The following is a 23,022-nucleotide window of genomic DNA, read 5'->3' as shown; positions in this document are numbered from 1 at the left end:
GGAACGCAGGAGAAATCACCCATGCCGGAAGGCTTAATCATCCGTCCGCTTGAATTGAAAGACAACGAAGAGTGGCGGCGCTTATGGACGGCATACTTGGATTTCTACGAGACCTCTGTCTCAGAAGAAGTCTACGAGGTTTCGTTCAACAGATTGTTGTCAACAGATGCAGGTGAATACAATTGCCTCATCGCTGAGTTGGAAGGGAAACCGGTTGGACTAGCGCACTACCTTTACCATAGGTTCATGTGGTCGGTGGAGGATACCTGTTATTTGATGGATCTCTTCGCTGATCAGCAGGTTAGAGGAAAAGGTGTTGGTCGAGCTCTAATCGAAACTGTCTTCCAGATCGCCAAGCAGGACGGTGTTCCGACCACCTACTGGACAACTCAAGAATTTAATTATCCCGGTCGAGTTCTGTACGACAAAGTCGCTAAGAGAACGCCATTTATAGTTTATGAAAAAGATGAATAATTGGTAGCGACTTGCCAGAAAAACTCGTCTTAGCGCTGGTCTTGTCAGAAGAACTTGTCTTGAGGCAGGCAGGACGGTTGCGTAGCTTTTGCCCATGACCAAACCTGCCTCTTTCAAGTACTTCAAAACCAGTCCCGAGGTCATCCGCCTTGCGGTGATGCTGTACATCCGTTTCCCGCTCTCGCTTCGAAATGTCGAAGATCTGTTGCACGAGCGAGGCATCGACGTGAGCCACGAAACCGTCCGATATTGGTGGAACAGGTTTGGTCCAATGTTTGCAGCTGAGATCCGACGGAAGCGTGTGCAGCAGCTGCGCGCGTTCTCGAAATGGAAGTGGCACGTGGACGAGGTTTTCGTAAAGGTGAATGGCAAGCGACATTATCTGTGGCGTGCAGTAGATCACGAAGGTGAAGTGCTGGAAGCAGTTGTCACCAAGCGCCGAAACAAGGCTGCAGCACTAAAATTCCTCAGGAAATTGATGAAACGGCACGGTTGCGCCAAGGAGGTCGTCACAGATCGCTTCGCTTCCTACAAGGCTGCGCTCAGAGAAATAGGCGCGTTCGAAAAACAACAGACGGGCAGGTGGCTCAACAACCGCGCCGAGAATTCACACCTGCCGTTTCGACGACGCGAACGCGCGATGCAGCGTTTCAGGCGCATGCGAAGTCTACAGAAATTCGCCTCCGTCCATTCCTCCGTCTACAATCACTTCAACCAGGAAAGATCGCTAGCCAGTCGAGACACCTTCAAGCTGACCCGCGCCGCCGCTCTTAGCGAGTGGCGTCAGCTTTGTTCCGGATAGGTTCGCGGTTTCCGCGGCAAACTGAGACTGGTTCGAATTCGTCTGACAGCACCCTTGTTTACTTGAAGTAAACGTCGGGTTAAAACGATGTATTATTTCATTTTTGTGACAGCGCCGAGGCGTGGTCAGCTATTGTGTTAACGAGTGCAGGAGGCCCAAAATGCCGGGAGAAGAATTTGTCGTTCCTCTTGGCCAGAGCGCGTCGGTTCGTTCTAAGTACTTTCGTATCAATTCGTTGATTATTGTTTGTTTATTTGCCCTCTCGATGATCTCGATTCTGATCCTTGAGAGCACGGACAACCGGGTTCTTAAGTTCTTCGCCTGGCGTTTTAATCACGATGTCGAGCAAAGCGTTCCAACGATTTACAACTACTTTCTGCTCGTCTCGAACTTTGGCCTGTTAACCTATGTTTTTTTGATTAAACGAACGCAAAAGGATAGCGACTCGGTCTATTGGTTGATCCTTGCTGTGGTCATGTTTCTGATGGGATATGACGAAGCGGCCCAAGTGCATGAGAAGTTTACGCAGCCCATGCGCTCTATCCTGCCCGAAAGCCCGCTTTGGCATTTTTCCTGGACGCCGATCGGGGCTTTTTTCGCACTTGTTGTGGGGGGGTTCTATTTGCCCTTTCTCATGCGCCTGCCAAAAGCAGTCGCCAGTCTGATGGCACTTGCTGGCGCCACTTACCTGTTTGGTGCGTTGATGGTCGAAACTTTGGGCGGTTGGGTGGATTTCTACAATGACGACCGCGGCTGGAGGTTTTTCTTACTGGCGACGATTGAAGAATCCTTTGAGATGCTTGGAATGGTAATCTTCGGATATGCCCTTTTGCGGCAGATTTCCTTTTTACAAAACGACGACAACCCGGCCTCGGCATAGGATGCCTCCCGCCCGCTGGGTAGAATGGCTCAAATGTGTTCGAACAAGCGGCCCGGTAATGCGGCGTGGCGGTCAAGTTTCAACCTTTGGATCATGCAAAAGACCATTGCTTGATTGGAGGTGATCACTGGCTTTCCCAGATGCGCCTCAACTCTGTCGATGACCTCGACCGCGCGCATGTCAGTGCAACTCAGAACGATTGCCTGCGCATCCGGATGGTCTGCTTGGCAGGCTAGGTCAAACACCTCATCTGGGGTCAGTTCGCCTTGTCCGTAATTTCCCAATTCGCGCCCTATATCTGCGCAACACACGGTCTCAATCCCGTTCTGAGACAAAAAATCCATGGCCTGTGTGTTGATCTCACCAAGATAAGGCGAGGAAAACCCAACCTTTGTTGCGCCCAGAGCTTTGATCCCAGCGATCAATGACCCCGCGGCTGTCAGAGAGTCTGCACCTGATTGTGTCTTTATCTGACCTGCGAGTTCTGTATCGAATACAGGACCATGCGTCAGGGTGGCTGACGTGCAGCCGTACAGCACAATATCTGGCCGAACGCCCGCGATCATCCGTAGATCATGGCTGATATCCGAGGCACCCAAACCTGCCATCTGTTCAGCCCCCGGAATCTCATCCACGTCATAGCCACCCATGCGTTGGAAATGAACCGTGGTATTCGGCGGACGCAACATCTCCATGTCAGGTTCAAGATTGGTGTTTGTGTAGGGGACGAGCACACCAATCTTGGCTGCGGTTCGTGTCTCTGTCATGCCAACACTCCTTTCAACACGTTCAGGGCATTGTCCATAATCGCAGGAGCGCAAATCGTTGCGCGCAGACAGTCCGGCAAGCCATAGCCTGCCATTCCGCGCATCAGTAGGTTTTCGGTCCGCAATGCGGCGTCGGCTTTTTGAGCGTCGTGTGTGGAACCAAAGCGGAGCAAGACAAAATTCGTGTGGCTGTTCGGCACGATCAGCCCAAGGGCACAGCAATCTTGCGCAAATTGGTCGCGAAGGCTTGCCGTTTGGCTGACCACATCGCGCATGTGGGATTGGTCGCGCATAGCAGCGGCGGCTGCAGCTTGTGAAGCTGATGATATGTTGTTTGGGTTGAGAAGTTTCCGCAACTCAGCGGCGATGGGCAGAGAGAAATATCCCCATCCGACGCGGGCGCTGGCTAAGCCATAGGCTTTGGAAAAAGTTCGGGTGATGACGGTGTCACCTCGGTCCACCAGCGCGAAGATGTCCGCAGGGTTGTTGGCCATGTCCGAAAACTCGGCATAGGCTTGATCAACTACTAGCAGCACATCGTTCGGCAGGGCGGTGCGCAGTCTAAGTATGTCGGAGTTCGGGATAAGCGTTCCAGTCGGGTTGCCTGGATTGCTAATGAAAACAATGCGTGTCGCAGGCGTTACCCCGGCAAGAACTTCGTCAACTGATACGGTCAGGCCAACCTCGGGTGCCGTCCGATAGTCCGCCTGCGCTTGTGCGGTTGCCGACGCCACGAAAGCATATCCGTACTGCGTGCCCAGAACCCGAACACCGGGTCCGGCGAATGCGCGGATCAGGCAACCTATCAGCTCCATTGATCCGGCTCCGCATAGGATGCGCGCTGGGTCCAGGTGGTGCACGGTCGAGATCGCTGTGCGTAATTCTGTCCACTCGGGGTCAGGGTAAAGCGTCAGGTCAGACGCCGCAGCTTGGCCTGCACGCATCGCGGCGGGGCTGGCGGGAAACGCGCTTTCATTCTGCGCCATCGAGATTGTCTGCGCCCCGCCCAGATCGGCAAGGGCATAGGCCGCCATGTTAGCGACATAAGCGTTCGGGCGGATCATGTGTCATCTCCATAGGCTTTTGCCCCTTCTGCGGTCACCAAACCACGTTTTAAATCGAGGTCGAGGGAAAGGGGATCGCGCAGCTTTGGATCTCCGAACCCGCCGCCGCCGGGCGTTTCAAAGATCAGGTAATCGCTCGGTTCAACGCGCAGCTCACCTTTGCCCGAAATGTCCTCGGCAGAGTTGCGAAGGTGAATGCGGCCAGGTTTGCCCGCACCGCCGCCCATCCTGCCAAGGGCGGGGAATTTCAACCGTTCAACCGATAAAAACACGACAAAAGGCGCGCCATTGGACGAGGTCATTTCTATGCGCTGACCCAGCCCGCCGCGAAATTGCCCCGCGCCGCCGGAATCCGGTCTAAGCTCGCGCCGCCAAATCGTCACGGGCGCGACGCTTTCGGTGATTTCGACCTGACTGCCAAAAACGCCGGACGGGTAGGCCGTCGCGGATAAGCCATCCGAATGAGGCCGCGCGCCTGTTCCACCATTATGTACTGGTTCGATCGCAAACTCCCGTCCACCGTCGCGGGCCACTTCGGGCGCGTGACGCATGGGCAGGTCAAACATGCAGCTTGCGCCCTCTGCCGGGACTTGATCAGGCAAGGCTTGATGCAAGCATCCCAGTACCAAGTCAGGTGTCACCTGACCAAGAGTATGCCGCATGGCGACGGGAACGGGCCTTTGGGCGTTCAGGATGCACCCTTTCGGCCCATCAACGGTGAAGGGCTCTAGTGATCCTGCGTTGTTCGGTATGTCCGACCCAACGATGCAGCGCAGCGCAAATACGGTATAGGCCGTGGCATAATTCAGCGGCACGTTGATCCCTTTGCGCGAACATCCAGAGGTGCCAGCGAAATCCACATGCATCCTGTCCTGATGGACGGTCAGCGTGGCGTGAAGTTCCAGTTCATTCTCATACCCATCCATTTTCAGGACGTTTTTATAGACACCATCAGGCACTTCGGAGATTGCAGCTTGGGTGCCACGGCGCGACGTGTCGATGATATAGGCGCCCAGCGTTTCCAGATCGTCGAGGTTGAATTCCTCCATCATGGATAGCAGACGGTCGACCCCAGACTCGCAACAGGCAATTAGTGCGTAAATGTCGCCCTCATTCGCGACGGGTTCGCGGGAATTTGCGCGGATGATGTCAAGAAGCAGGGCATTTGGCACGCCTTGATCGACCAGTTTGCAGGGCGGGATCAACAAACCCTCGTCATAGATATCGGACCCCTCAGGCCCCATTCCAAGCCCGCCCAAATCGACCAGATGAGAGGTGCATGAGGTAAAGCCAACGACCTGTCCGTTCCGGAAGGCCGGCATCATCAGAAGAAAGTCGTTCAAATGCCCCGAGGCCAGCCACGGGTCGTTGGTCATATAGATGTCACCCGGTTTCATGTCTTGAACGGGGAAGGCCGCGCGCAGGTGCTGAACCGCTTCGGCCATTGTGTTGATATGTCCGGGCGTGCCGGTGACGGCCTGCGCCAGCATGCGCCCATTCGCATCAAAGATACCGGCGGAAATATCCCCGCACTCGCGCACGATCGGGCTAAACGCCGCCCTGATCAGGGTTTGCCCCTGTTCTTCGACAACTGCCAGAAGACGGTTCCACATAACTTGAAGTCGGGCCGGAGAGAGAGTCATCATTCTGTTCCTTTCCGGGTAAGGACAAGGTTCCCGATCGCGTCCACACGGGCTGCGAAGTCGGAGGAGACCAACGTTGTTGTCTGTGGCTCGGTAATCAGCGCGGGTCCGGGGACATAGTCGCCCGCGCGCAGGTCGGGGCGGGCGATCAATGTGGCCTGTACGGTTTGTCCGGTCAGGTCGCAGGTGATGGGGCGTGTCTGCGATGACTTGGTTGCGCGAGGTACCGGCGCATCTGTCAATGCAGCCGGTTCCTTTCCGACGGTCGCCACGCGCACCGACCAGTTCAGGATTTCTATCTGCATTCCCGGCACTGGGCGCGAGAATTGCTTGCGGTATTCCTCTTCAAACGCATGGGTAAGGGGGGCTATGTCTGCGCCAGAAAGAGGACGGTCGGGCATTGGGATTTCGATCTCGTGGCCCTGACCGCTGTAGCGCATGAACGCGGTACGCTGCGTTTGAGTTGGCGCATCGCTTGCGCCTTGGGATACCACCTGTTTTGCTTCGGAAATCATTGCGTCGAAGAGCGTGTTGATTGCGTTAACTTCGATGCTTTCCAACAAAGAGTAACGAGACCGCACAATCTCAAAACTGACAGGCGCGTAAAGAAAACCAACAGCCGAGCCGACACCAGGGTTTGGTGGGATCACGATCTGGTTGACCCCGGCGGACCGGGCAACCCGTGTTGCGTGCAGGGGACCATTGCCGCCAAACGCGATCATAGTTCGGGTGCCCAGTTCCTTGCCGCTTTCGACGGCGTGCATGCGTCCGGCGCTGGCCATGCTTTCGTCGACGATGCGACTGACACCATCTGCGGCACCGGTTGCGTTAAGACCGAGCTTGGTCCCGATCACGCGATCCAAAGCATGTTTCGCAGCCTTAAGGTCAATCGCGATGTGCCCTTCGGCAAAGGTTTCGGGGGTGATGTAGCCCAGTGCGATATCGCTATCTGTGACCGTTGGCTCTGTGCCGCCGCGTAGGAACGCGACGGGGCCGGGTTCCGAGCCAGCCGATTTCGGCCCAACCGTCAATCGCCCCAACCGATCCACCCCAGCGATTGAGCCGCCGCCCGCTCCGATTTCGATCATTTCGATCACGGGAATTCGCACAGGCATGCCTGAGCCCTTGATGAACCGGGCCGCACGCGCGATTTCGAACTGACGCGAGGTCTGCGGGCGCGCGTTGTCGATCAGGCAGAGCTTGGCCGTTGTTCCGCCCATGTCAAAGGACAGAACCTGATCCAGACCCGCGCGTGCGGCGATCCGGGCGGCCAAAATGGCGCCCCCGGCCGGGCCGGATTCGACAAGACGGATGGGGAATTGCGCCGCGGTGTTTAGGGTGCACATTCCGCCACCGGCCGTCATCATCAGGATCGGGCAGGCAAGACCTTCGTCACGGAACCGATCCGCGAAACGCGTCAGGTATGCCTGCATCAAAGGCTGGATATAGGCGTTTGCAACCGTGGTGCAGAGGCGATCAAACTCACGCGCCTCGGGGCTGACCTCGGACGAGATTGAGATGGCCAGTTCGGGGCGTTCTTGGGCCAGAGCTGATTGCAACTGCCGTTCGTGCGCAGGGTTGGCGTAAGCGTGCATAAGGCAGATGGCGACGGCGCCCACACCGCTTGCGTCGATCTCTTCCAGCACTGCGTCGATTGCGGACTGCTCCAGCGCGATCAAAACTTCACCGTCTACCGACATACGTTCACGCACCGTAAACGCCCGTTCCCGGGGCACCAGCAGGTCGGGCTTTTCCAGGTTGATATCGTATTGCGCATATCTCCGCTCGTAAGCGATTTCGAGGATATCGCGGAAGCCTTCTGTCGTGATCGTTGCAACCTTGGCCCCGCGCCGTTCGATCAGGGCATTGGTGGCCAAAGTTGTTCCATGAATGAAGCCGGAGATGTCGGATAATGAGCGTTCAGATAGCTCGATAACCCGCCTCGCGCCCTCCATCGCGCCGTTAGCGGGGTTTTGATGAGTGGTCAGCGTCTTGGTGGATGCAAGGATTGTGTCCTCACCCGAGAATAGAACCGTGTCGGTAAAAGTGCCGCCAATATCAATGGCGAGGCGCAGCGCATCAGGGGTCATTCTGTAGTCCGAAGTCAGAGTAATCGCAGTCCGTCGCAAAGGGTACAAAGCCCTTGGCTCAGGCGGCAACCACCAGATCACAACCCGTCGCGCGACGGTTCATCGGATGAGAAATACAGGCCATACGCATACCGGAAGTTTGCAGGCGCAGGCGGTGCCTTACTAGTGGAAATGCGACGTTATTGCATGTAAGCGACATCAAAACGCGCAGTTTTCGGGAGGCATCAATAATGCGGCGGGTTGAGCCCGGCCTGAAACCAATTGACGAAGGTGACCATCGAAAACACCGGAAGGTTCGTAGCCTTTTGAATGTCAGCCGCATAGGGACACATGTTGGTGCATTCCAGAACGATCGCTCCCAAGTCAGGGTTCTTTGCCTGCAGGGATAACGCAGCGGCGATGTTATCCGCACGGGCCTTGTCCACATCCATCGTCAGCTCATTGCCAAGAATTGCGCGTGTGAATTCGTCACCCCCCTCAGTAGTTCCGATTGGAGTACCCAGTGGAACATGAGCGCCAGACAAATGTTCATCCGTCAGGGTGGACGCTGAAATCGTCAGGATGCCCGCGCGTTTGCCCGCTGGAAGGGTGCGGTTTACCATTTCCACTTGCATCAAAGATGATGTCGCGACCGGGACGGGAATGGCTTCGGACAGTTCCTTTTGAAAGACCGAAAGAAAGCCGCAATTTGTGGTAATGCCGTCAGCCCCGTCCTTGACCAGATCCAGAGCCGCATCGACGAACGCGCCCAACATGCCTTCGGCCTTTTGGCGAACAACTCGGTCCGGTGACGCATCACGCACTATTCGGTAGAGCACGGGAAAGGGCCATGTCAGCGCGTTTCCCATATCTCCGGGAATTCGTGGAAACTGCGCATCCAGCATAAGAATGCCCACCGAGGCACCGTAAATGGATTTTCCACCTTGCACGATCATGCCTCAAGCCTCCTCAATGATGCGGGTCGCGATTTCGTCGGGCCCCTCCATATAGATGCTGGAAATTCCCTGACGTACTGCGTCCTGTACCTGATCCATCCGCCTGGAGATATGGGCCCCCATTATCCGCGCGGCCTCGTCCGTGTTTCGCTCAAGCATGGCGTTCATTACACCCTTGTGCTGATCTTTCGAGCGATGAATGCGGTCCGCAGTCATCGAAACCCACCGGATATACCGGATACGGTCATTGATCCGGCTGAGGGTTTGCAGCAATTCGCGATTGCCCGACAACCGCGCGATTCCGATATGGAATACCTCGTCGCGCGCTACGGCTTCTTCGACCGTCAGGCCAGTTATGTCGATGCCTGTGTCGTACAGTTCCTGTTCAAGCGCCTTCAGCTCTTGATCCGTTGCCTTGGCGCAAGCCGCACGTACTGCGGCCACTTCTATGATCTGGCGCAGTTCGAACAGGTCGTACACGCTCTGGGCATCCAAGGGTCTGCAAAAAAACCCCTGACCGGGGCGAAAGTCGAATAGGCGTTCGGCGACCAGACGGTTCAGCGCCTCGCGCAGGGGGGTCCGGCTTACGCCGAGTTCTTTGGAGAGTGCGACTTCGTTCAGGCGGTCACCCGGACGCAGGCGAAATGACACCGCCATCGCCTTTACCTGATCGTAAATGTCATCGACTCGTGGACCCGCCATCAAATATTGCCTTCCTCTGCTTCTTTTCAGGGGTGCCACAGGTCGATCTTGAATTCAATATGCAATACTGTATACAGTTATGTATTCAATCCTTGATGAGGGCAAATATGACGGGCGTGAACTACCTGACAGGGGCTGAGGCGATGGTAAGAATGCTTGAAGCCCATGGCGTGACTCACATGTTTGGTTTGTGTGGGGACACGACCCTGCCGTTTTATGATGCGTTGGCGCGGATGGATCACGGCATTCAGCACATCTTAACCCGCGACGAACGACACGCGGCATATATGGCTGACGGTTATGCCCGCGTTACGGGCAAACCCGGTATTTGCGAGGGGCCATCGGGCGGTGGGGCGACCTATATACTGCCGGGTGTGGTCGAGGCCAACGAAAGCTCGGTGCCGATTCTGGCGATCACCTCTGATGTCGCGACAACCAGCCGGGGAAAATACCCGCTGACAGAATTGGACCAGACAGCTTTGTTCAAGCCGCTGGCGAAGTGGAACGCCTCGATCGACGATGCCTCGCGGTTGCCTGCAATGATGCGGGCGGCGTTCCGGGCTATGACGACCGGAACGCCCGGTGCGGCACATCTTGCTTTGCCCTTTGATGTTCAAAAGGCCTCGGTGGACGAAACTGAAATCTGGGCGGACGCGCGGCATCGCAGTTATCCGGCTGAACGGGCGGGGCCTGATCCTGACGCGATAGACGCGGCCGCGGAAGTCTTGGCTAAGGCAAAATCGGCAGTGGCCGTTTGCGGGGGCGGGCCTGTTCTGTCGGGGGCCAGCGATGCGCTGCGCCGGGTGGCAAAGGCTTTGGATATGCCTGTGGCCACAACGGTTTCAGGTCAGGGCGCGCTGGCCGAGACCGAGCCTTTGGCGCTGGGCGTCGTGGGATCAAACGGAGGCGTGCCAGCGACTCGGGCGGTTGTAGATCAGGCGGACGTGGTTCTGTTTATCGGTTGCCGCGCAGGGTCGGTTACGACCGAACGCTGGAGAAGCCCGGCCCGAAACGCAACGATCATCCACATCGACAGCGACCCGATGGTGATCGGCGCGAACTATCGGACTGAGGTGGCGATCTGCGCCGACGCGCGGCTGGCGCTGGAAGCGCTGGCGGACGCGCTGGAGGGAAATGATGATCTGCCCGGCCAAGGCGGTGCAGCCAAGGCCAAGGCCGCCTGGGCTGCCAAAACCGCCGCCTTTGCCCCGCTAGCGGCAAGCCGTGAAGCCCCGATCCGCCCCGAGGCCGTCATGGCAGCGCTCATGGATGTTCTTGATGACGATGCCACGATTGTCGCAGATCCGGGGACCCCTTGCCCCTATTTCAGTGCACATTACCGGTGGCAAAGCGCCGGGCGCCACTTCATCACGAACCGAGCGCATGGTGCCTTGGGATATTCGTTAGGGGCCGCGATGGGGGCGCATATCGGCAGGCCGTCCGTCAAAACGCTGGCCGTCATGGGAGATGGCTCTTTCGGGTTCACATGTGGTGAGTTTGAAACGATGGTACGGCACAAAATGCCGATCACTTCGATCGTGTTCTCAAACTCGGTCTTTGGGTGGATCAAGGCGGGTCAGGATGCTGGGTTCGGGCAGCGGTATTACAATGTCGACTTTGATCGCACCGACCATGCTGCGGTTGCTTCGGCCTTTGGGGTCAAGTCGTGGACTGTGAAAGACCCGGCCGACCTGCGCAGGGTGTTGGCGATGGCCGTGGAACATGACGGGCCAACCTTGGTGGATATACATTCCCAACCGCTTCACGAGGCCGCCGCGCCGGTGTCCGAATGGGTGGCGTAAGTCGCAATTGAAGCTGTGAGTTGGGCCAGAAAGTCCTGCGCAACAGTTGAGAGAGGGCGACCCTTGGCCGTTATGATCGCTAGGTCCAGCATCACGGCCGGCCGGAAGGGGCGGGTCTGATAGCCGGTCTCTTCATCGAAATTAACTGTAAAGGGATCAATCAGGGCAACGCCCATGCCTTGTTTGACGAAGCTCAGTAAGTTTTCAGACAGATGCGTGTGGATTTGTGTTCGCCACGTGCGCCCCTGCGTTTGAAACGCATCCCTAGTGCGCCGGTGCGTTTGATGTTCCGGCCCCATGACAATGAAAGGCTCGTTCTCCAGCAACGCAGGCGTCAGGACATCGTGGGCGGCTAGCGGACTGCCTTCGGGGAACGTGGCCAGAGTTTCGAAGTGGAACACCTGATAATTCAGCGTGTCGTGAAGGATTGGCATCTCGACGACCCCGATCTCGAACAGGCCCGAGGTTACCCATTCTTGTATTTTTGACGAATACTGCGATTGAAAACTGACGGACAGGTTTGGTCGAGTTTTGGCAAAGCGGGCGACCTCGCGCGGGATAAAGCCGAAGGACAACAGATGAGGGGCCGCGATCTGAAGCTGACCGGGATGCTTGTTTTGCAGGTCAGAGACCGCTTGGGCAACGTGATCCAGGCCGCGCACGACGGTGTCAACCTCACGGTACAGCAGCTCGGCCTCGGGCGTGGGTAATAATCGGCCTTTGCTGCGTTCAAACAGGGGCAGTCGGGCCTCGCGCTCAAGCTGTGCCAGAAGATTACTGATGCCCGGCTGCGAAATGCCCAGTACAGACGCCGCGCCGGTGACGGTTCCGGTTTCCATGATGGCGTGAAAAGCCTGCAATTGGCGAAAGCGCAGAGACATGGTTCATCCTATCATTTTTTCTGATGGAGTTGCGAAAACATAGTATTTGAAATGATATACAGGTCAAGGCAGGCTTCCGCTCATCAAGGGGATGCGGCATGGGCGACCTGTTTCAGAAAATTGTTGGGTTTGACCTGTGGCATCTGAAGCTGCCGGTCACGTCACGCCGTGATCATGGAATTGGCACTGTTGAAGGAAGTTGCGAAGTTGTCGTCTTGCGCCTGACGTCCGAGGACGGCTGTCATGGGTTTGGCGAGGCCTCGCCCTGGTCGGTGTTCACGGGAACGCCCGAGGCCACCTATGCGGCTTTGGACCGGTATATCCGGCCGCTGGTGATTGGCTCGTGCATTGCCGACCGGGCCGCCATCACGGAACAGGCGTCCCGCGTCGTCGCACATTGCACCGAAGCGAAGGCCGCGTTGGACAGTGCGCTGCTTGACTTGGCTGGTCGGATCAGTGGCGTGCCGGTGTGGGCATTGTTGGGTGGAAAGTGCCGCGATACCATTCCGCTGAGCTGTTCAATCGCCAACCCTGAATTCGCGCAGGACAAGGAACTGCTGGATCGGCTGCAGGACGACGGCGTTCGGATCGTTAAGCTGAAGACGGGGTTCAAGGATCATGCCTTTGACATCATGCGGCTGGAATATCTGGCGCAGAACTACCCGGATATGTCTGTCAGAGTGGACTATAATCAGGGGCTTGAAATTACGGATGCCGCTGCACGGGTGCGGGACGTCGCGCAATTTGCACCGGATTTCATCGAGCAACCCGTGCGGGCGCATCACTTTGGCATGATGGCCCGTTTAAGGCAGATGATTGATGTGCCCCTGCTTGCAGATGAAAGCGTTTTTGGTCCTGAAGATATGGAGCGCGCCGCGCGCGAAAACATATGCGACGGCGTTTCGGTGAAAATCATGAAATCCGGTGGGCTACACCGCGCCCAGACAACTGCGCGTATCGCAGCAGCCCATGGGTTGAGCGCGTATGGCGGCGACATGTTCGAAGCAGGGTTGGCCCACCTTGCGGGCACCCACATGATTGCGGCAACGCCCGAGATAACTCTGGGCTGCGAGTTTTATCAGTCTTCATACTTCCTTGCGGAAGACATTCTGCAAGATCCTTTCCGCGTGGCCGACGGCAACGTGATCGTTCCCGTTGGTCCGGGGCTGGGCGGGTGTCCTGACATCGGAAAACTGAACCACTATGCAATAACCAAGGCGGTGGCAGCATGAACGACGCAAAAACCATCGCGATCATCGGGGCCGGTATTGTCGGCGTGTCCTCTGCAATCTGGCTTCAGCGTGATGGGCATCGGGTGATCCTGATCGACAAAGCAGGCCCGGGCGAAGGCACCTCATACGGCAATGGCGGAGTGTTGGCTTCTTGCTCAATCGTGCCGGTGACCGTTCCAGGGTTGCTTCGAAAAGCTCCGAAGATGCTGTTTAGCCCCTCTCAGCCGTTGTTCATGAAATGGGGGTACTTGCCCAAGCTTCTGCCGTGGCTGTCCCAATATCTCAAACATGCGAATGCAAATGATGTGGAACGTATTGCGGCTGCACTGACCCCGATCGTGGGGGACAGTTTGAATGACCACGAAGCCCTTGCCAAAGGGACAGGGGCCGAAAAGTGGATCGTGCCGTCCGACTATCTGTTTCTTTATGAAAACCGGGCGCAGTTCGAAGGTGACGCGTTTGGGTGGGCGATACGTCGAAAGTACGGGTTCCAATGGCAGGAACTGGAGGGCGAGGCATTTCGTGCCTATGACCCTGTCTTTGGTCAGGAGATCGGATTTGCTGCAAAGCTTTCAGATCACGGCCACATCACTGATCCGGGGCGTTATGTGAAAGACCTTGCGGCACATGTCGAAGCGCAGGGCGGTCAAATTGTTCGCGCCACTGTCGAAGACATCGCCTATGAAAACGGTCGGGTGGTTGGTGTGCGGGCAGGTGGTGAGACCATCGCCTGTGATACAGCCCTGATCACTGCGGGTGTTTGGTCGGGCCCTCTGGCCGCGCGTCTTGGGGTTTCTGTTCCTTTGGAAAGCGAACGCGGCTATCATCTTGAATTGATAGAGCCTTCTGCGATGCCGCGTAGCCCGGTGATGGTGGCTTCGGGCAAGTTTGTGGCCACTCCGATGGATGGGCGAATTCGTTTGGCCGGTATCGTCGAATTCGGAGGGCTGGATGCGGCGCCGTCACGCGCGCCGTTCGAATTGCTGAAGAAAAACGCCCGAGCTGCCTTTCCGGGTGTAACATGGAAGGAGGAAGTTGAATGGATGGGGCACAGACCCGCCCCGGCGGATTCGATCCCGATCATCGGCGAAGTACCTAATATCAAAGGTGCGTATCTTGGCTTTGGGCACCATCACATCGGTTTGACGGGTGGGCCGAAAACCGGGCGCCTGTTGGCCCAGATGATCGCGGACAGAACTCCGAACACAGACGTGAGCGTCTATGCGCCCTCACGCTATGCAACACAATAATGTCGGTGAGAAACACCGGCGGTTCGATATTCAATAGGGAGAATACGATGAAGAAACTAACAAGTCTTTTGGCGGCAACCGCTTTGACAGCCGCTTCGGTCGTTCCGGCTGTGGCGGAAAAATGGGATATGCCCATGGCATATTCTGCATCCAACTTCCATTCCGCTACGGGGGCCGAGTTTGCTAAGTGCGTTACCACCGGAACCGGCGGTGAGATTGAAATCGTAACCCATCCGTCGGGGTCCTTGTTCAAGGGCGCGGATATCAAACGTGCAATTCAGACCGGACAGGCGCCAATCGGGGAACGCCTGTTGTCGGGGCACCAGAACGAAAATGCGCTGTTTGGTTTTGACTCGATCCCCTTCCTTGCGACGTCATTCGATGACAGCGCAAAACTTTGGGAAGCGGCCAAGCCGTCCATTGAGAACCTGCTGGCAGAACAGAACCTGACGTTGCTTTACGCAGTTCCATGGCCGCCGCAGGGTCTCTATTTCAAGAACGAGGTGAACTCGGTCGCGGATATGGAAGGCATCAAGTTCCGATCCTACAACAACGCGACCTCACGCCTTGCAGAGCTGACCGGGATGCTGCCAGTCACGATCGAAGCGGCAGAAATCAGCCAGGCATTTGCAACCGGCGTGGCCGACTCGATGGTGTCGTCGGGGTCCACCGGGTATGACCGTAAGGTATGGGAAAGCCTGAATTATTTCTACGAGGTGGATGCCTGGTTGCCGCGCAACTATGTGATGGTCAACTCAGATGTCTGGGGTGGTGTGTCTGACGCCAACAAGAATGTCATCAAGGCCTGCGCGGAGCTGGCGGAATATGCCGGTAACTGGCGTGCCAAGGAATATACTGGTTTCACCCTTCAAGGCTTGCGTGATGGTGGTATGACCGTTGGTCCGGCTTCTGAGCAGATGGTCAACGAGTTGAAAGAGATCGGTGTGACCATGACAAACGAGTGGCTCGAGGCGGCAGGGGACGAAGGCAAGGCCATCGTCGACGCATTCCAGTCGCAATAAATCCCTCAAACGGGCGGCGGGGTATCCTGCCGCCCTTTGTCTGACCAATCATAACATCGCGGGGACGGTATGGCAGCATTGCGAGGGCTTCGGTCCGTATTGGATTTCATTTATCAGGCCGCAGGCGTTCTGGCCGCGCTGAGCCTGATCGCCATCTTGTTGCTGATTGTGGTGCAGATGCTGGCCCGCTGGACAGGCGAGGTTTTTCCCGGTGCCCCTGACTATGCCGGATATGCCATGGCTGCGGCGTCCTTTCTGGCCTTTGCGAACGCATTGAACCGGGGTAGCCATATTCGCGTGTCGATCCTGTTGAACGCCGTTCCCAATGGTGTCCGCAGGGTGCTGGAGATCTGGTGCTTTGCCGTCGGTGCTGCCGTGATGTGGTACTTTTGCTGGTATGCCTATCGGTTTGTCTACTGGAGTTGGAAATTCAACGACGTGAGTCAGGGGCAGGACAAGACCGCCCTTTGGATCCCTCAGTCATCTATGCTGATCGGCGCGGTGATCCTTGCAATCGCCCTGACGGATCACCTGATCCATGTCGTCGTGAAAGGTGATCACCGCATCACTCGTGATCTCGCAGATCAGAGCCACGGGGAGTGACGGCATGGAAAATATCTCAGTCATCATTCTTTTTCTTTTCGTTCTGTTCACCTTGCTCGGCACGGGCGTATGGGTCGGCCTTGCCCTGATGGGCGTGGCTTGGGTGGGGATGGAACTGTTCACCACACGGCCGGTCGGCGATGTGATGATCACTACGGTCTGGTCAGCTTCGTCCTCGTGGACTTTGACCGCGTTGCCCATGTTTATTTGGATGGGGGAAATCCTCTATCGAACGCGATTATCTGAAGACATGTTCAAGGGGCTTTCGCCTTGGATGGCCCCGCTGCCCGGCGGGTTGGTACACACGAACATCGTAGGCTGTACCGTGTTTGCTGCGGTGTCTGGATCGTCTGCTGCGACCCTGACGACCGTGGGCAAGATGTCCATTCCCGAGCTACGCAAACGCAACTACCCCGAGCGCATGATCATCGGCACCCTGACGGGGGCGGCGACGCTTGGCTTGATGATCCCGCCATCCCTGACCCTGATCGTCTACGGCGTGACGATAAATGAATCCATTACCAAGCTGTTCTTCGCTGGCATCCTTCCGGGTCTGGTTCTGGCCGCCATGTTCATGGGCTATGTCGCGATCTATTCAAAGTTGGGCAAGGATTGGAATCCGAACGACGAGGGCAAGCTCAGCTTTTCCGAGAAAATCAGGAACTCTCGGTTTTTGTTGCCCGTGATCCTGCTGATCATGGTTGTGATTGGCTCAATGTATTTGGGCTATGCAACTGCCACCGAAGCTGCAGCGTTTGGGGTGATCGGGGGGCTTCTGCTTGCGGCGGGGCAGGGGTCACTGAACTGGAAGACCTTTACGGAAAGCCTGATGGGAGCAACCCGCACAAGTGCCATGATTGCGTTAATCCTTGCGGGGGCGGCCTTTCTGTCACTGTCGATGGGCTTTACGGGATTGCCACGTGGTTTGGCCGACCTGATCGCAGGGTGGGAGCTGACACGGTTTGAGCTGCTCATGGTGCTTTTGGTCTTTTACATCATTCTGGGTTGTTTCCTTGATGGCATCTCGTCGGTCGTTCTGACCATGGCCGTTGTGGAGCCGATGATCAGGGAGGCCGGTATCGATCTGATCTGGTTCGGAATATTCATCGTTGTTGTGGTTGAGATGGCGCAGATCACCCCTCCGATCGGTTTCAACCTGTTCGTCATGCAGGGCATGACCAATCATGAGATGGGCTATATTGCCCGCGCCGCGATCCCGATGTTCCTGATCATGGTCTTGATGGTCTTCGTGTTGATCTGGTTCCCGGAACTGGCCACATGGCTTCCGGACAACCTACGTCAGAGCCCCGGTGGGTAGCCCGTCTTGAACCCCTTGCATTGGGCCGCGCGCAACGGCCCGCTTGTTCTAGTGGCTGGACTGGTTGGTGGGTTGCTGCTGCCGGGACTGGCCGAACCGATGCGCCCGATGCTGCCCCCGCTGGTGGTTCTACTGTTGTTTGTGACCGTCCTGAGGATGGAGCCGTCGTCCATTCTGGGCTCGATGGGCGACTGGCGGCTTGTATTCGGGACTGTATTGGGTTTTCAATTCGCCATTCCGTTGGCTGTGCTTGCTGTTGGCTTTCTGTTTGGTTGGAACGCGGAGCCCGTGCTTTTGGCTTTGCTAATCATGACCGCAGCGCCATCCATCGCAGGCAGCCCCAATCTGTGCCTGATGATGGGGTACCCGGCGGAACACGCGATGCGTTTGCTTGTGGCCGGGACTGCCGTTTTACCGCTGACCGTGTTTCCCATCTTTTGGCTGATGCCCGAGATTGGTGATTTTCATACGGTGTTGCAGGCCGTGCTAAAGTTGTTCGTGACGATTTTCGCTACGACATTTGCAGCGATAGCTCTGCGTCGAACAGTGCTAAAATCCCCGTCGCAAGGAATACTGATGAACCTTGAAGGGTTGGGCACGATCACATTGGCCGTTTTCGTCGTGGGGTTAATGCCTTCGGTCAGCAGCACAATGTTGGACCAGCCCGGTACTGCTTTGTTTTGGATCGCTTTCGCGTGTTGCGCAAATTTTGGCGCTCAGGCGGTGACATATGTCCTGACACGCAACAGGCTGTCCCCGGCCAAAAGAACGGCCATGGCCTTGATTGCGGGCAACCGGAATATTGCCATCTTCTTTGTGGCGCTGCCTCCGGAGGTTACCGCGCCGTTGATGGTGTTCATCGGCGCGTATCAAATTCCGATGTATCTGACGCCGACCGTCATGCGACGGCTATACCGCGCAGGATAGTCTTGCTGGGGTTAAGGAACCTCAGTCCACCAAATTACTGCAACTGCAAGATATCGGGCACGCAAAGTTTGCGCTTGGCGGGCATCTGATCGGCCCCGTCTGACCGTTTCAGGCGCTTCGGCCCGTCCTTGACCTTAATGTTTGGCTTTGCCAGCGGACCGGTCGCCGTCACTGGCCACGGACTGCGGGACAGGGGATCACCGATTTTGCGAGGTTGCAGGTTAAGGTCCAGTGCCTTGTTGTTCACATCCACCGCGCCAAATACGACGACCTGAACCTGATCGGTCTCCAAGGTGGTTTGTTTGGTCGAGATATTGCCGTTTGCAATAGCCAGCGGTGCGCGTAAACAAACGATTGGCGCAACCTTCTGCTTTTCCTTTGAAAAGACCCAAGGTAGCAACCCAAGGCCCGCAAGATCCAATAGCTGGGTTTCAATCGACCCGTCGCGCATGGAAACGGTGGCGTTACCGCTCATGGATTTGACGAAATGTTTGGCCGAGTCGATCCCGCCGGTGACGTCGAAATCCGCGTAAATAGTTCCGCTGGCGCCTTTCTTGAAATTCAGGTTGTGCAGAATGTCGTTCAGCCGCCACCCCCCAGCCTGACCTTTAAGGTTCAGCCGGTGATCTTCGCCCGACAAGTCCATACGGCCACTGACGTCGAAATGGGCGCCACCATATTCAAACTTCAACGGCCCCGCTTTCAGTTCGCTTTCGTTCAGGGTCAGTTCGCTTTGCAAAGTGCTGATACCGTCCGAGCCTTCGATGTGGCGCAAGTCGATATCAACATCCATATTCATTCCAGACAGAAGGATAGAGCGCCCAATCGGTTTCAGCGTTACGTCCCTTAGGGCGCCGGGTTCCGCATGTGCGTCTGTTTCTGCTGTGGTATCCTCGTCGGCCACACCCAGTTTGCGTAACTGAGCGGTCGCCAGAACGATGCTGCGGATCTGGTCAATACGGATCAGGTCGCTTTCGATTAACCCCTTGAGGACAGGGTCCGAGGTCGCGTCGTCCAGAGTGGCTGAAAAGGTCAGGCCGGAATCGGCGACGGTCACATCCGCCTGTGCGCTCCAATCCGTACCATCGCTATGAAGGTCGATCGAAAATCCTGTATGTCCGGTATCTACGGGCTCTAGCGACAATGCCTGCAAAAGGTCGGCACCGGATGGGACTTCGATTTCGATGCCAAGGTCCAGGTTTTCGAACTTAAGAACGTTCTCGACAGAACCATGAACGTCCAGAGACCAGACATCCGTGTCACTTGTGCTTCCGTTCAAGTCCGAGAGCGAGAGCTGTTTGATATTGCCGGTCAGGGAAAACGCGCCGGAGAACTTTCCAAGTTGATCATCTTCGCCCAACAGTTCGGGGGAAATCAAACTGCTTGCCGGAATTTCAAGTATTCCTTCGCCTAAGACCTCCTGCAACTGCAACGCGTCCCCTACCGATCCGTTGAGAATGACAAACGGGTTCGCGGGGTCACCGATCCGCAGGTTCACATTGCCAACTCGCAGTTTTCCATCCGGCGTTCTGGACACTTCCGAGAATTTAACTGGGGGCGGGCCTTCGCCCGATGTGTCCAGTGTGAAACCATTGGTTTCAATGACCATCTGCCGCTGCGGTATTTCACCGGGGACGCTGTCCATGACCATGTCCACCGAAATCAGTTTCAGGTCATAGCGCGATGCAGCCGGCGCGGGCTCGGCCCCTTCTGGGTACAACCGAATCCGGGTCGTCAGGGACACATCTTCCGGATTGCCAAGCTCACCGATCTGACCGGTGAGCTCCAGGCTCTGCCGGCCTTCCAATTGTGCCTGTATGTTAAGGTCGTCCAGACGTGACACGCCCTCAGAGACCTTCAATACCGCTTCCGCACTTCCAGAACCTTCAAGAACACGGTTCAGCTTTAGAATATCGAGAAGTTGTCCAAGTTCATCAATCGTCGCAGTGGTAGCAATCGCCAAGCCCGCTTCGGCTTGAACCTCGGTCGCGGCAAGTGAAACCTGATCGAACTTGGCCGTTACCTGAAAAGGGTCTTGGTCAGGGAATTGGGCGCTTAGGTCAAATGCCTGCCCATTCAATGTGCCGTGCCCGTTGGCCGAGGCGACCGCGACCCCGTCGCCAGACGCCAATGTCAGTTCCGGCAGGCGTAGATCGAAATCGAGACCATTTTGCGCACTTTGATACAGGACCGTGATGTTGGTTAGGCTAAGTTCACGGTCTGCAAAAATCTCTGAAACAGCATTCGTCGTTAGCATTGGGCCGCTTGCGTCGTCTGTCTTTTGACCGGTTGGCCAGCTTGTCTTACCGTTTTCTGTTGCAATCAGGTTTAGGTGAATTCCGTCCACCATCAAATTGCTGATCGACAGTTTTGCCTTCACAAGATCCGCAGCAGAAACCGAAAAGCTGAGCGTATCTATCTTGGCAAGGTCGGTACCCTCCAGCGACGCAGAAGGCATCACAATGCCGTTGGCTGTGACCGACAATTGTGAGCCAAGCCCAACACTTATGTTTTCGTTGATAACCAATTGCTGACCCAGCTTGTTGGTCAGAACCTGTTGGGCCATGGCGGTGCGCGGGGTCGACAGAAACGGGGATGATAGAAACAGCCATGCGGCGGCAACGACGAAAAGGATAATTACGCCAATTATCAGCGCGCCTTTTAGCAAAACTCGCACTATATGCCCCTCTCAATTCATTCTTGCGTCCACTGTTGCTTGGTTCGCGGTGCGTCTTTCAGATCAAGTATTATCGGTTCTTCGTTAACCGATTCATTGCATCCACCTTAGCATCAAAACCCGCTAACACGTTCAACCAACCAATATATCGACACGCACCCGATCGCGTAGCCTGCGATCGGCATGGAATAAGTCGCAAGCCGCCCCGATCCAGAGGGTGTCATGAAATGCCATGCCATCAGAACCGCTGACAGGGTCGCAATAAACAAAAGCTGACCAGCTTCAACACCCAGATTGAAAGAAAGCAAGGCGGCGAAAACGTCCTGAGGGGGGATGCCGATTTCGGCCAATGCCCCGGCAAAGCCCAAGCCGTGCAGCAGCCCGAAGCAAAAGCATACGATCCAAGGGTACTGTTCCGACAACCGCAATTGCCCGTCCTTTCGGCGCAGGATTTCCAGCGCGAGGAAAACGATCGACAGGGCGATTACTGCTTCCACAGGCGGGCCGGGGACGTTCAGCACGCCCAGAGTTGCCAAAGCCAAAGTGATCGAATGGGCAACTGTAAACGCTGTCACCGCGCCGACCAGACGCCACTTGTCACGCACCAGAAGGAACAGGGCAAAAACGAATAGCAGGTGATCCCAACCTTCCAGAATGTGTTCGAAACCAAGGCGAAAATAGCTTGTGAAGACGGCCAACGTCGTAGGTTGTCGGGGAATTTCCAGTTCTACAGTGTCAGGCGTGAACCTGAGAGTTGTTGTCGGTGCATCAATGGGTTGAAGCCGCAAAAGCACGTCATTTCTTTGTGTTTCCAGCCCATCAATTTTAACTGAATTTCCCCCAAGGCCGGTTTCGCATTCAGCGACCCAAATCGATATCCATGCAACGCCGTCTGATGTGGGTTCAGGGCCTCGCGCGGGCGAGCAGGACTCTGGCAAAACCGCATCAATCGTCATGGGGCGGCCTGTCACATCAGGTTTTCGCCACAACACTTGCCAAGTGTTCTGAGCCAATTGCCTCAGCTCCAGATAGCCCGGGTCCAGCGCATGTGCCTGCGCCGGCGCCCCCGAAAGTGCGACCCAAACGGTCAACAACACAAACAGCGCAGCCTTCATTCTTGCGCCTTTTCGGTTTCCGGAGTGACGACCTGATAGGTTGCGGCCAAATCCTCGAACTGGGCCTGCGCCAATTCTTCACCCGTGTCCCGCCGCCATTCAAGCAAAACCGCATCATGGATATCCTCCAGTTCGGGCAATTTGGAGGGTTGCGTGTCGGTGATCCGAACCAGATGAAGACCATAACCCGACTGAATGGGGCCTTCCCACTCACCGAGCTTCAATTGGTTTACGGCGCCAGAGAACCCGTATCCGAACGCCGCATCGACTGAGCGTGCGGCAGATAAAGGCAGGGACAACGGCAGCAGTGTGCGCGCCCCGACGCCGGTCCAGTCTTCGCCGGCTCTTAGCCTTGCTAGCGCGGAGTCCATGTCAGCAGGCGTCGGCGCTTCACCCAGAAACACCTGATCAAATGCAATTAACCGAGGTGTGGTGAAGCGTTCCGCGTTCTGCTCCAGGTACGCTTGCAGAACGTCGGTTTCCGGCTCTACCGAGGACGCGATTGCATCTGTCAGAAAATCCATCTTCTGCGCCAGCCGCGCCCGGATTACCTGATCGCCACGGTCTAACCCAAGTTTGCGCGCTTCGCGAACAAGGACTTCTTCACGGATCAGAGCTTCAATCAACGCCTGTCGTTCGGTGTCCGTCGGTGGCCGTTTCCAACTGTCGGTAAAACGTGCAACCAGCAAATCCACATCATCCTGGTCGACAATTATCGTTTCTGCTGGAGGGGCAACTTCACCGTCCGGGGCAACAAGGAAGAACCATCCAAATATTCCGCACCCGATCAAGAGGAAGTGGAGCAAGGGGTCTTTCAATACACGCATGGGCTCTTTCT

Annotated in this window: 20 protein-coding genes; 10 read left to right on the top strand and 10 right to left on the bottom strand. The window is 56.3% G+C overall.

All coding sequences use genetic code 11. The features are described 5' to 3' along the window. Nucleotides 1-21: 21 nt before the first annotated feature. The 3 genes from GOV88_RS03345 (at nt 22) to GOV88_RS03335 (ending at nt 2,156) form a co-directional block, all read left to right on the top strand. A complete protein-coding gene (locus GOV88_RS03345; protein ID WP_170353132.1) occupies nt 22-474 on the top strand; it encodes a GNAT family N-acetyltransferase in 453 nt (150 codons plus the stop codon). A 94-nt stretch (nt 475-568) separates the two neighbouring features. After that, nucleotides 569-1,276: an IS6 family transposase gene (locus GOV88_RS03340; protein ID WP_010442732.1), complete on the top strand. Its 708-nt coding sequence runs from the start codon at nt 569-571 to the stop codon at nt 1,274-1,276. Nucleotides 1,277-1,436: 160 nt separating this feature from the next. Continuing rightward, the gene (locus tag GOV88_RS03335; RefSeq protein WP_171239536.1) at nt 1,437-2,156 is read left to right on the top strand and encodes a hypothetical protein; all 720 of its coding nucleotides are present in this window, start codon (nt 1,437-1,439) and stop codon (nt 2,154-2,156) included. Nucleotides 2,157-2,185: 29 nt separating this feature from the next. On the opposite strand, the gene GOV88_RS03330 is transcribed toward GOV88_RS03335, so the two are convergent. The 6 genes from GOV88_RS03330 to GOV88_RS03305 all read right to left on the bottom strand — a co-directional run bounded on the left by GOV88_RS03330 (nt 2,186) and on the right by GOV88_RS03305 (nt 9,357). Next, nucleotides 2,186-2,923 (bottom strand): Asp/Glu racemase, encoded by a 738-nt coding sequence (locus GOV88_RS03330; RefSeq protein ID WP_171120876.1) that lies wholly within the window; start codon nt 2,921-2,923, stop codon nt 2,186-2,188. Then, on the bottom strand, nt 2,920-3,987 hold the full coding sequence (locus GOV88_RS03325) for a histidinol-phosphate transaminase (protein ID WP_171239535.1): 1,068 nt from the start codon (nt 3,985-3,987) through the stop codon (nt 2,920-2,922). The genes GOV88_RS03330 and GOV88_RS03325 overlap by 4 nt, the downstream gene beginning before the upstream one ends. Further along, complete coding sequence (locus GOV88_RS03320) at nt 3,984-5,630, bottom strand: hydantoinase B/oxoprolinase family protein (protein ID WP_171239534.1); 1,647 nt, start codon at nt 5,628-5,630, stop codon at nt 3,984-3,986. Before GOV88_RS03320 ends, GOV88_RS03325 begins: the two co-directional genes overlap by 4 nt. Further along, complete coding sequence (locus tag GOV88_RS03315) at nt 5,630-7,720, bottom strand: hydantoinase/oxoprolinase family protein (protein ID WP_171239533.1); 2,091 nt, start codon at nt 7,718-7,720, stop codon at nt 5,630-5,632. The genes GOV88_RS03320 and GOV88_RS03315 overlap by 1 nt, the downstream gene beginning before the upstream one ends. A gap of 224 nt (nt 7,721-7,944) precedes the next feature. Further along, complete coding sequence (locus tag GOV88_RS03310; RefSeq protein ID WP_171120884.1) at nt 7,945-8,655, bottom strand: aspartate/glutamate racemase family protein; 711 nt, start codon at nt 8,653-8,655, stop codon at nt 7,945-7,947. A 3-nt stretch (nt 8,656-8,658) separates the two neighbouring features. Further along, on the bottom strand, nt 8,659-9,357 hold the full coding sequence (locus tag GOV88_RS03305; RefSeq protein WP_171239532.1) for a GntR family transcriptional regulator: 699 nt from the start codon (nt 9,355-9,357) through the stop codon (nt 8,659-8,661). Nucleotides 9,358-9,464: 107 nt separating this feature from the next. On the opposite strand from GOV88_RS03305, the gene GOV88_RS03300 reads away from it, so the two are divergent. Further along, nucleotides 9,465-11,159: a thiamine pyrophosphate-binding protein gene (locus tag GOV88_RS03300; protein WP_171239531.1), complete on the top strand. Its 1,695-nt coding sequence runs from the start codon at nt 9,465-9,467 to the stop codon at nt 11,157-11,159. On the opposite strand, the gene GOV88_RS03295 is transcribed toward GOV88_RS03300, so the two are convergent. Further along, the gene (locus GOV88_RS03295) at nt 11,120-12,040 is read right to left on the bottom strand and encodes a LysR family transcriptional regulator (RefSeq protein WP_171122678.1); all 921 of its coding nucleotides are present in this window, start codon (nt 12,038-12,040) and stop codon (nt 11,120-11,122) included. The two genes, GOV88_RS03300 and GOV88_RS03295, sit on opposite strands and share 40 nt — an antisense overlap. Before the next feature lie 98 nt (nt 12,041-12,138). Here GOV88_RS03295 and GOV88_RS03290 point away from each other — a divergent pair, with 98 nt between their 5' ends. From GOV88_RS03290 to GOV88_RS03265, 6 genes are all read left to right on the top strand, one after another. After that, on the top strand, nt 12,139-13,272 hold the full coding sequence (locus GOV88_RS03290; RefSeq protein WP_171239530.1) for an enolase C-terminal domain-like protein: 1,134 nt from the start codon (nt 12,139-12,141) through the stop codon (nt 13,270-13,272). Continuing rightward, nucleotides 13,269-14,522, top strand: a complete 1,254-nt coding sequence (locus GOV88_RS03285; protein WP_171239529.1) for an FAD-binding oxidoreductase — start codon at nt 13,269-13,271, stop codon at nt 14,520-14,522. Before GOV88_RS03290 ends, GOV88_RS03285 begins: the two co-directional genes overlap by 4 nt. 47 nt (nt 14,523-14,569) lie before the next feature. After that, nucleotides 14,570-15,544: a TRAP transporter substrate-binding protein gene (locus GOV88_RS03280; RefSeq protein WP_171239528.1), complete on the top strand. Its 975-nt coding sequence runs from the start codon at nt 14,570-14,572 to the stop codon at nt 15,542-15,544. A 69-nt stretch (nt 15,545-15,613) separates the two neighbouring features. Then, complete coding sequence (locus GOV88_RS03275; protein WP_171120898.1) at nt 15,614-16,147, top strand: TRAP transporter small permease; 534 nt, start codon at nt 15,614-15,616, stop codon at nt 16,145-16,147. Between the two features lie 4 nt (nt 16,148-16,151). Further along, on the top strand, nt 16,152-17,465 hold the full coding sequence (locus GOV88_RS03270; RefSeq protein ID WP_171210499.1) for a TRAP transporter large permease: 1,314 nt from the start codon (nt 16,152-16,154) through the stop codon (nt 17,463-17,465). A gap of 6 nt (nt 17,466-17,471) precedes the next feature. Next, nucleotides 17,472-18,392 (top strand): hypothetical protein, encoded by a 921-nt coding sequence (locus tag GOV88_RS03265; RefSeq protein ID WP_171239527.1) that lies wholly within the window; start codon nt 17,472-17,474, stop codon nt 18,390-18,392. Nucleotides 18,393-18,426: 34 nt separating this feature from the next. Here GOV88_RS03265 and GOV88_RS03260 read toward each other — a convergent pair whose 3' ends face one another. The 3 genes from GOV88_RS03260 to GOV88_RS03250 all read right to left on the bottom strand — a co-directional run bounded on the left by GOV88_RS03260 (nt 18,427) and on the right by GOV88_RS03250 (nt 23,011). Beyond that, nucleotides 18,427-21,069, bottom strand: a complete 2,643-nt coding sequence (locus tag GOV88_RS03260; RefSeq protein WP_171239526.1) for an AsmA family protein — start codon at nt 21,067-21,069, stop codon at nt 18,427-18,429. Nucleotides 21,070-21,182: 113 nt separating this feature from the next. After that, a complete protein-coding gene (locus GOV88_RS03255) occupies nt 21,183-22,184 on the bottom strand; it encodes a HupE/UreJ family protein (protein ID WP_171239525.1) in 1,002 nt (333 codons plus the stop codon). Then, the gene (locus GOV88_RS03250) at nt 22,181-23,011 is read right to left on the bottom strand and encodes a peptidylprolyl isomerase (protein WP_171239524.1); all 831 of its coding nucleotides are present in this window, start codon (nt 23,009-23,011) and stop codon (nt 22,181-22,183) included. Before GOV88_RS03250 ends, GOV88_RS03255 begins: the two co-directional genes overlap by 4 nt. Nucleotides 23,012-23,022: the final 11 nt, after the last annotated feature.

The organism is Ruegeria sp. HKCCA5491 (assembly GCF_013034565.1).
Classification (GTDB): domain Bacteria; phylum Pseudomonadota; class Alphaproteobacteria; order Rhodobacterales; family Rhodobacteraceae; genus Ruegeria.
Note: the sequence above shows the minus strand (reverse complement) of the source record. Positions and strands in the feature narration are given on the sequence as shown.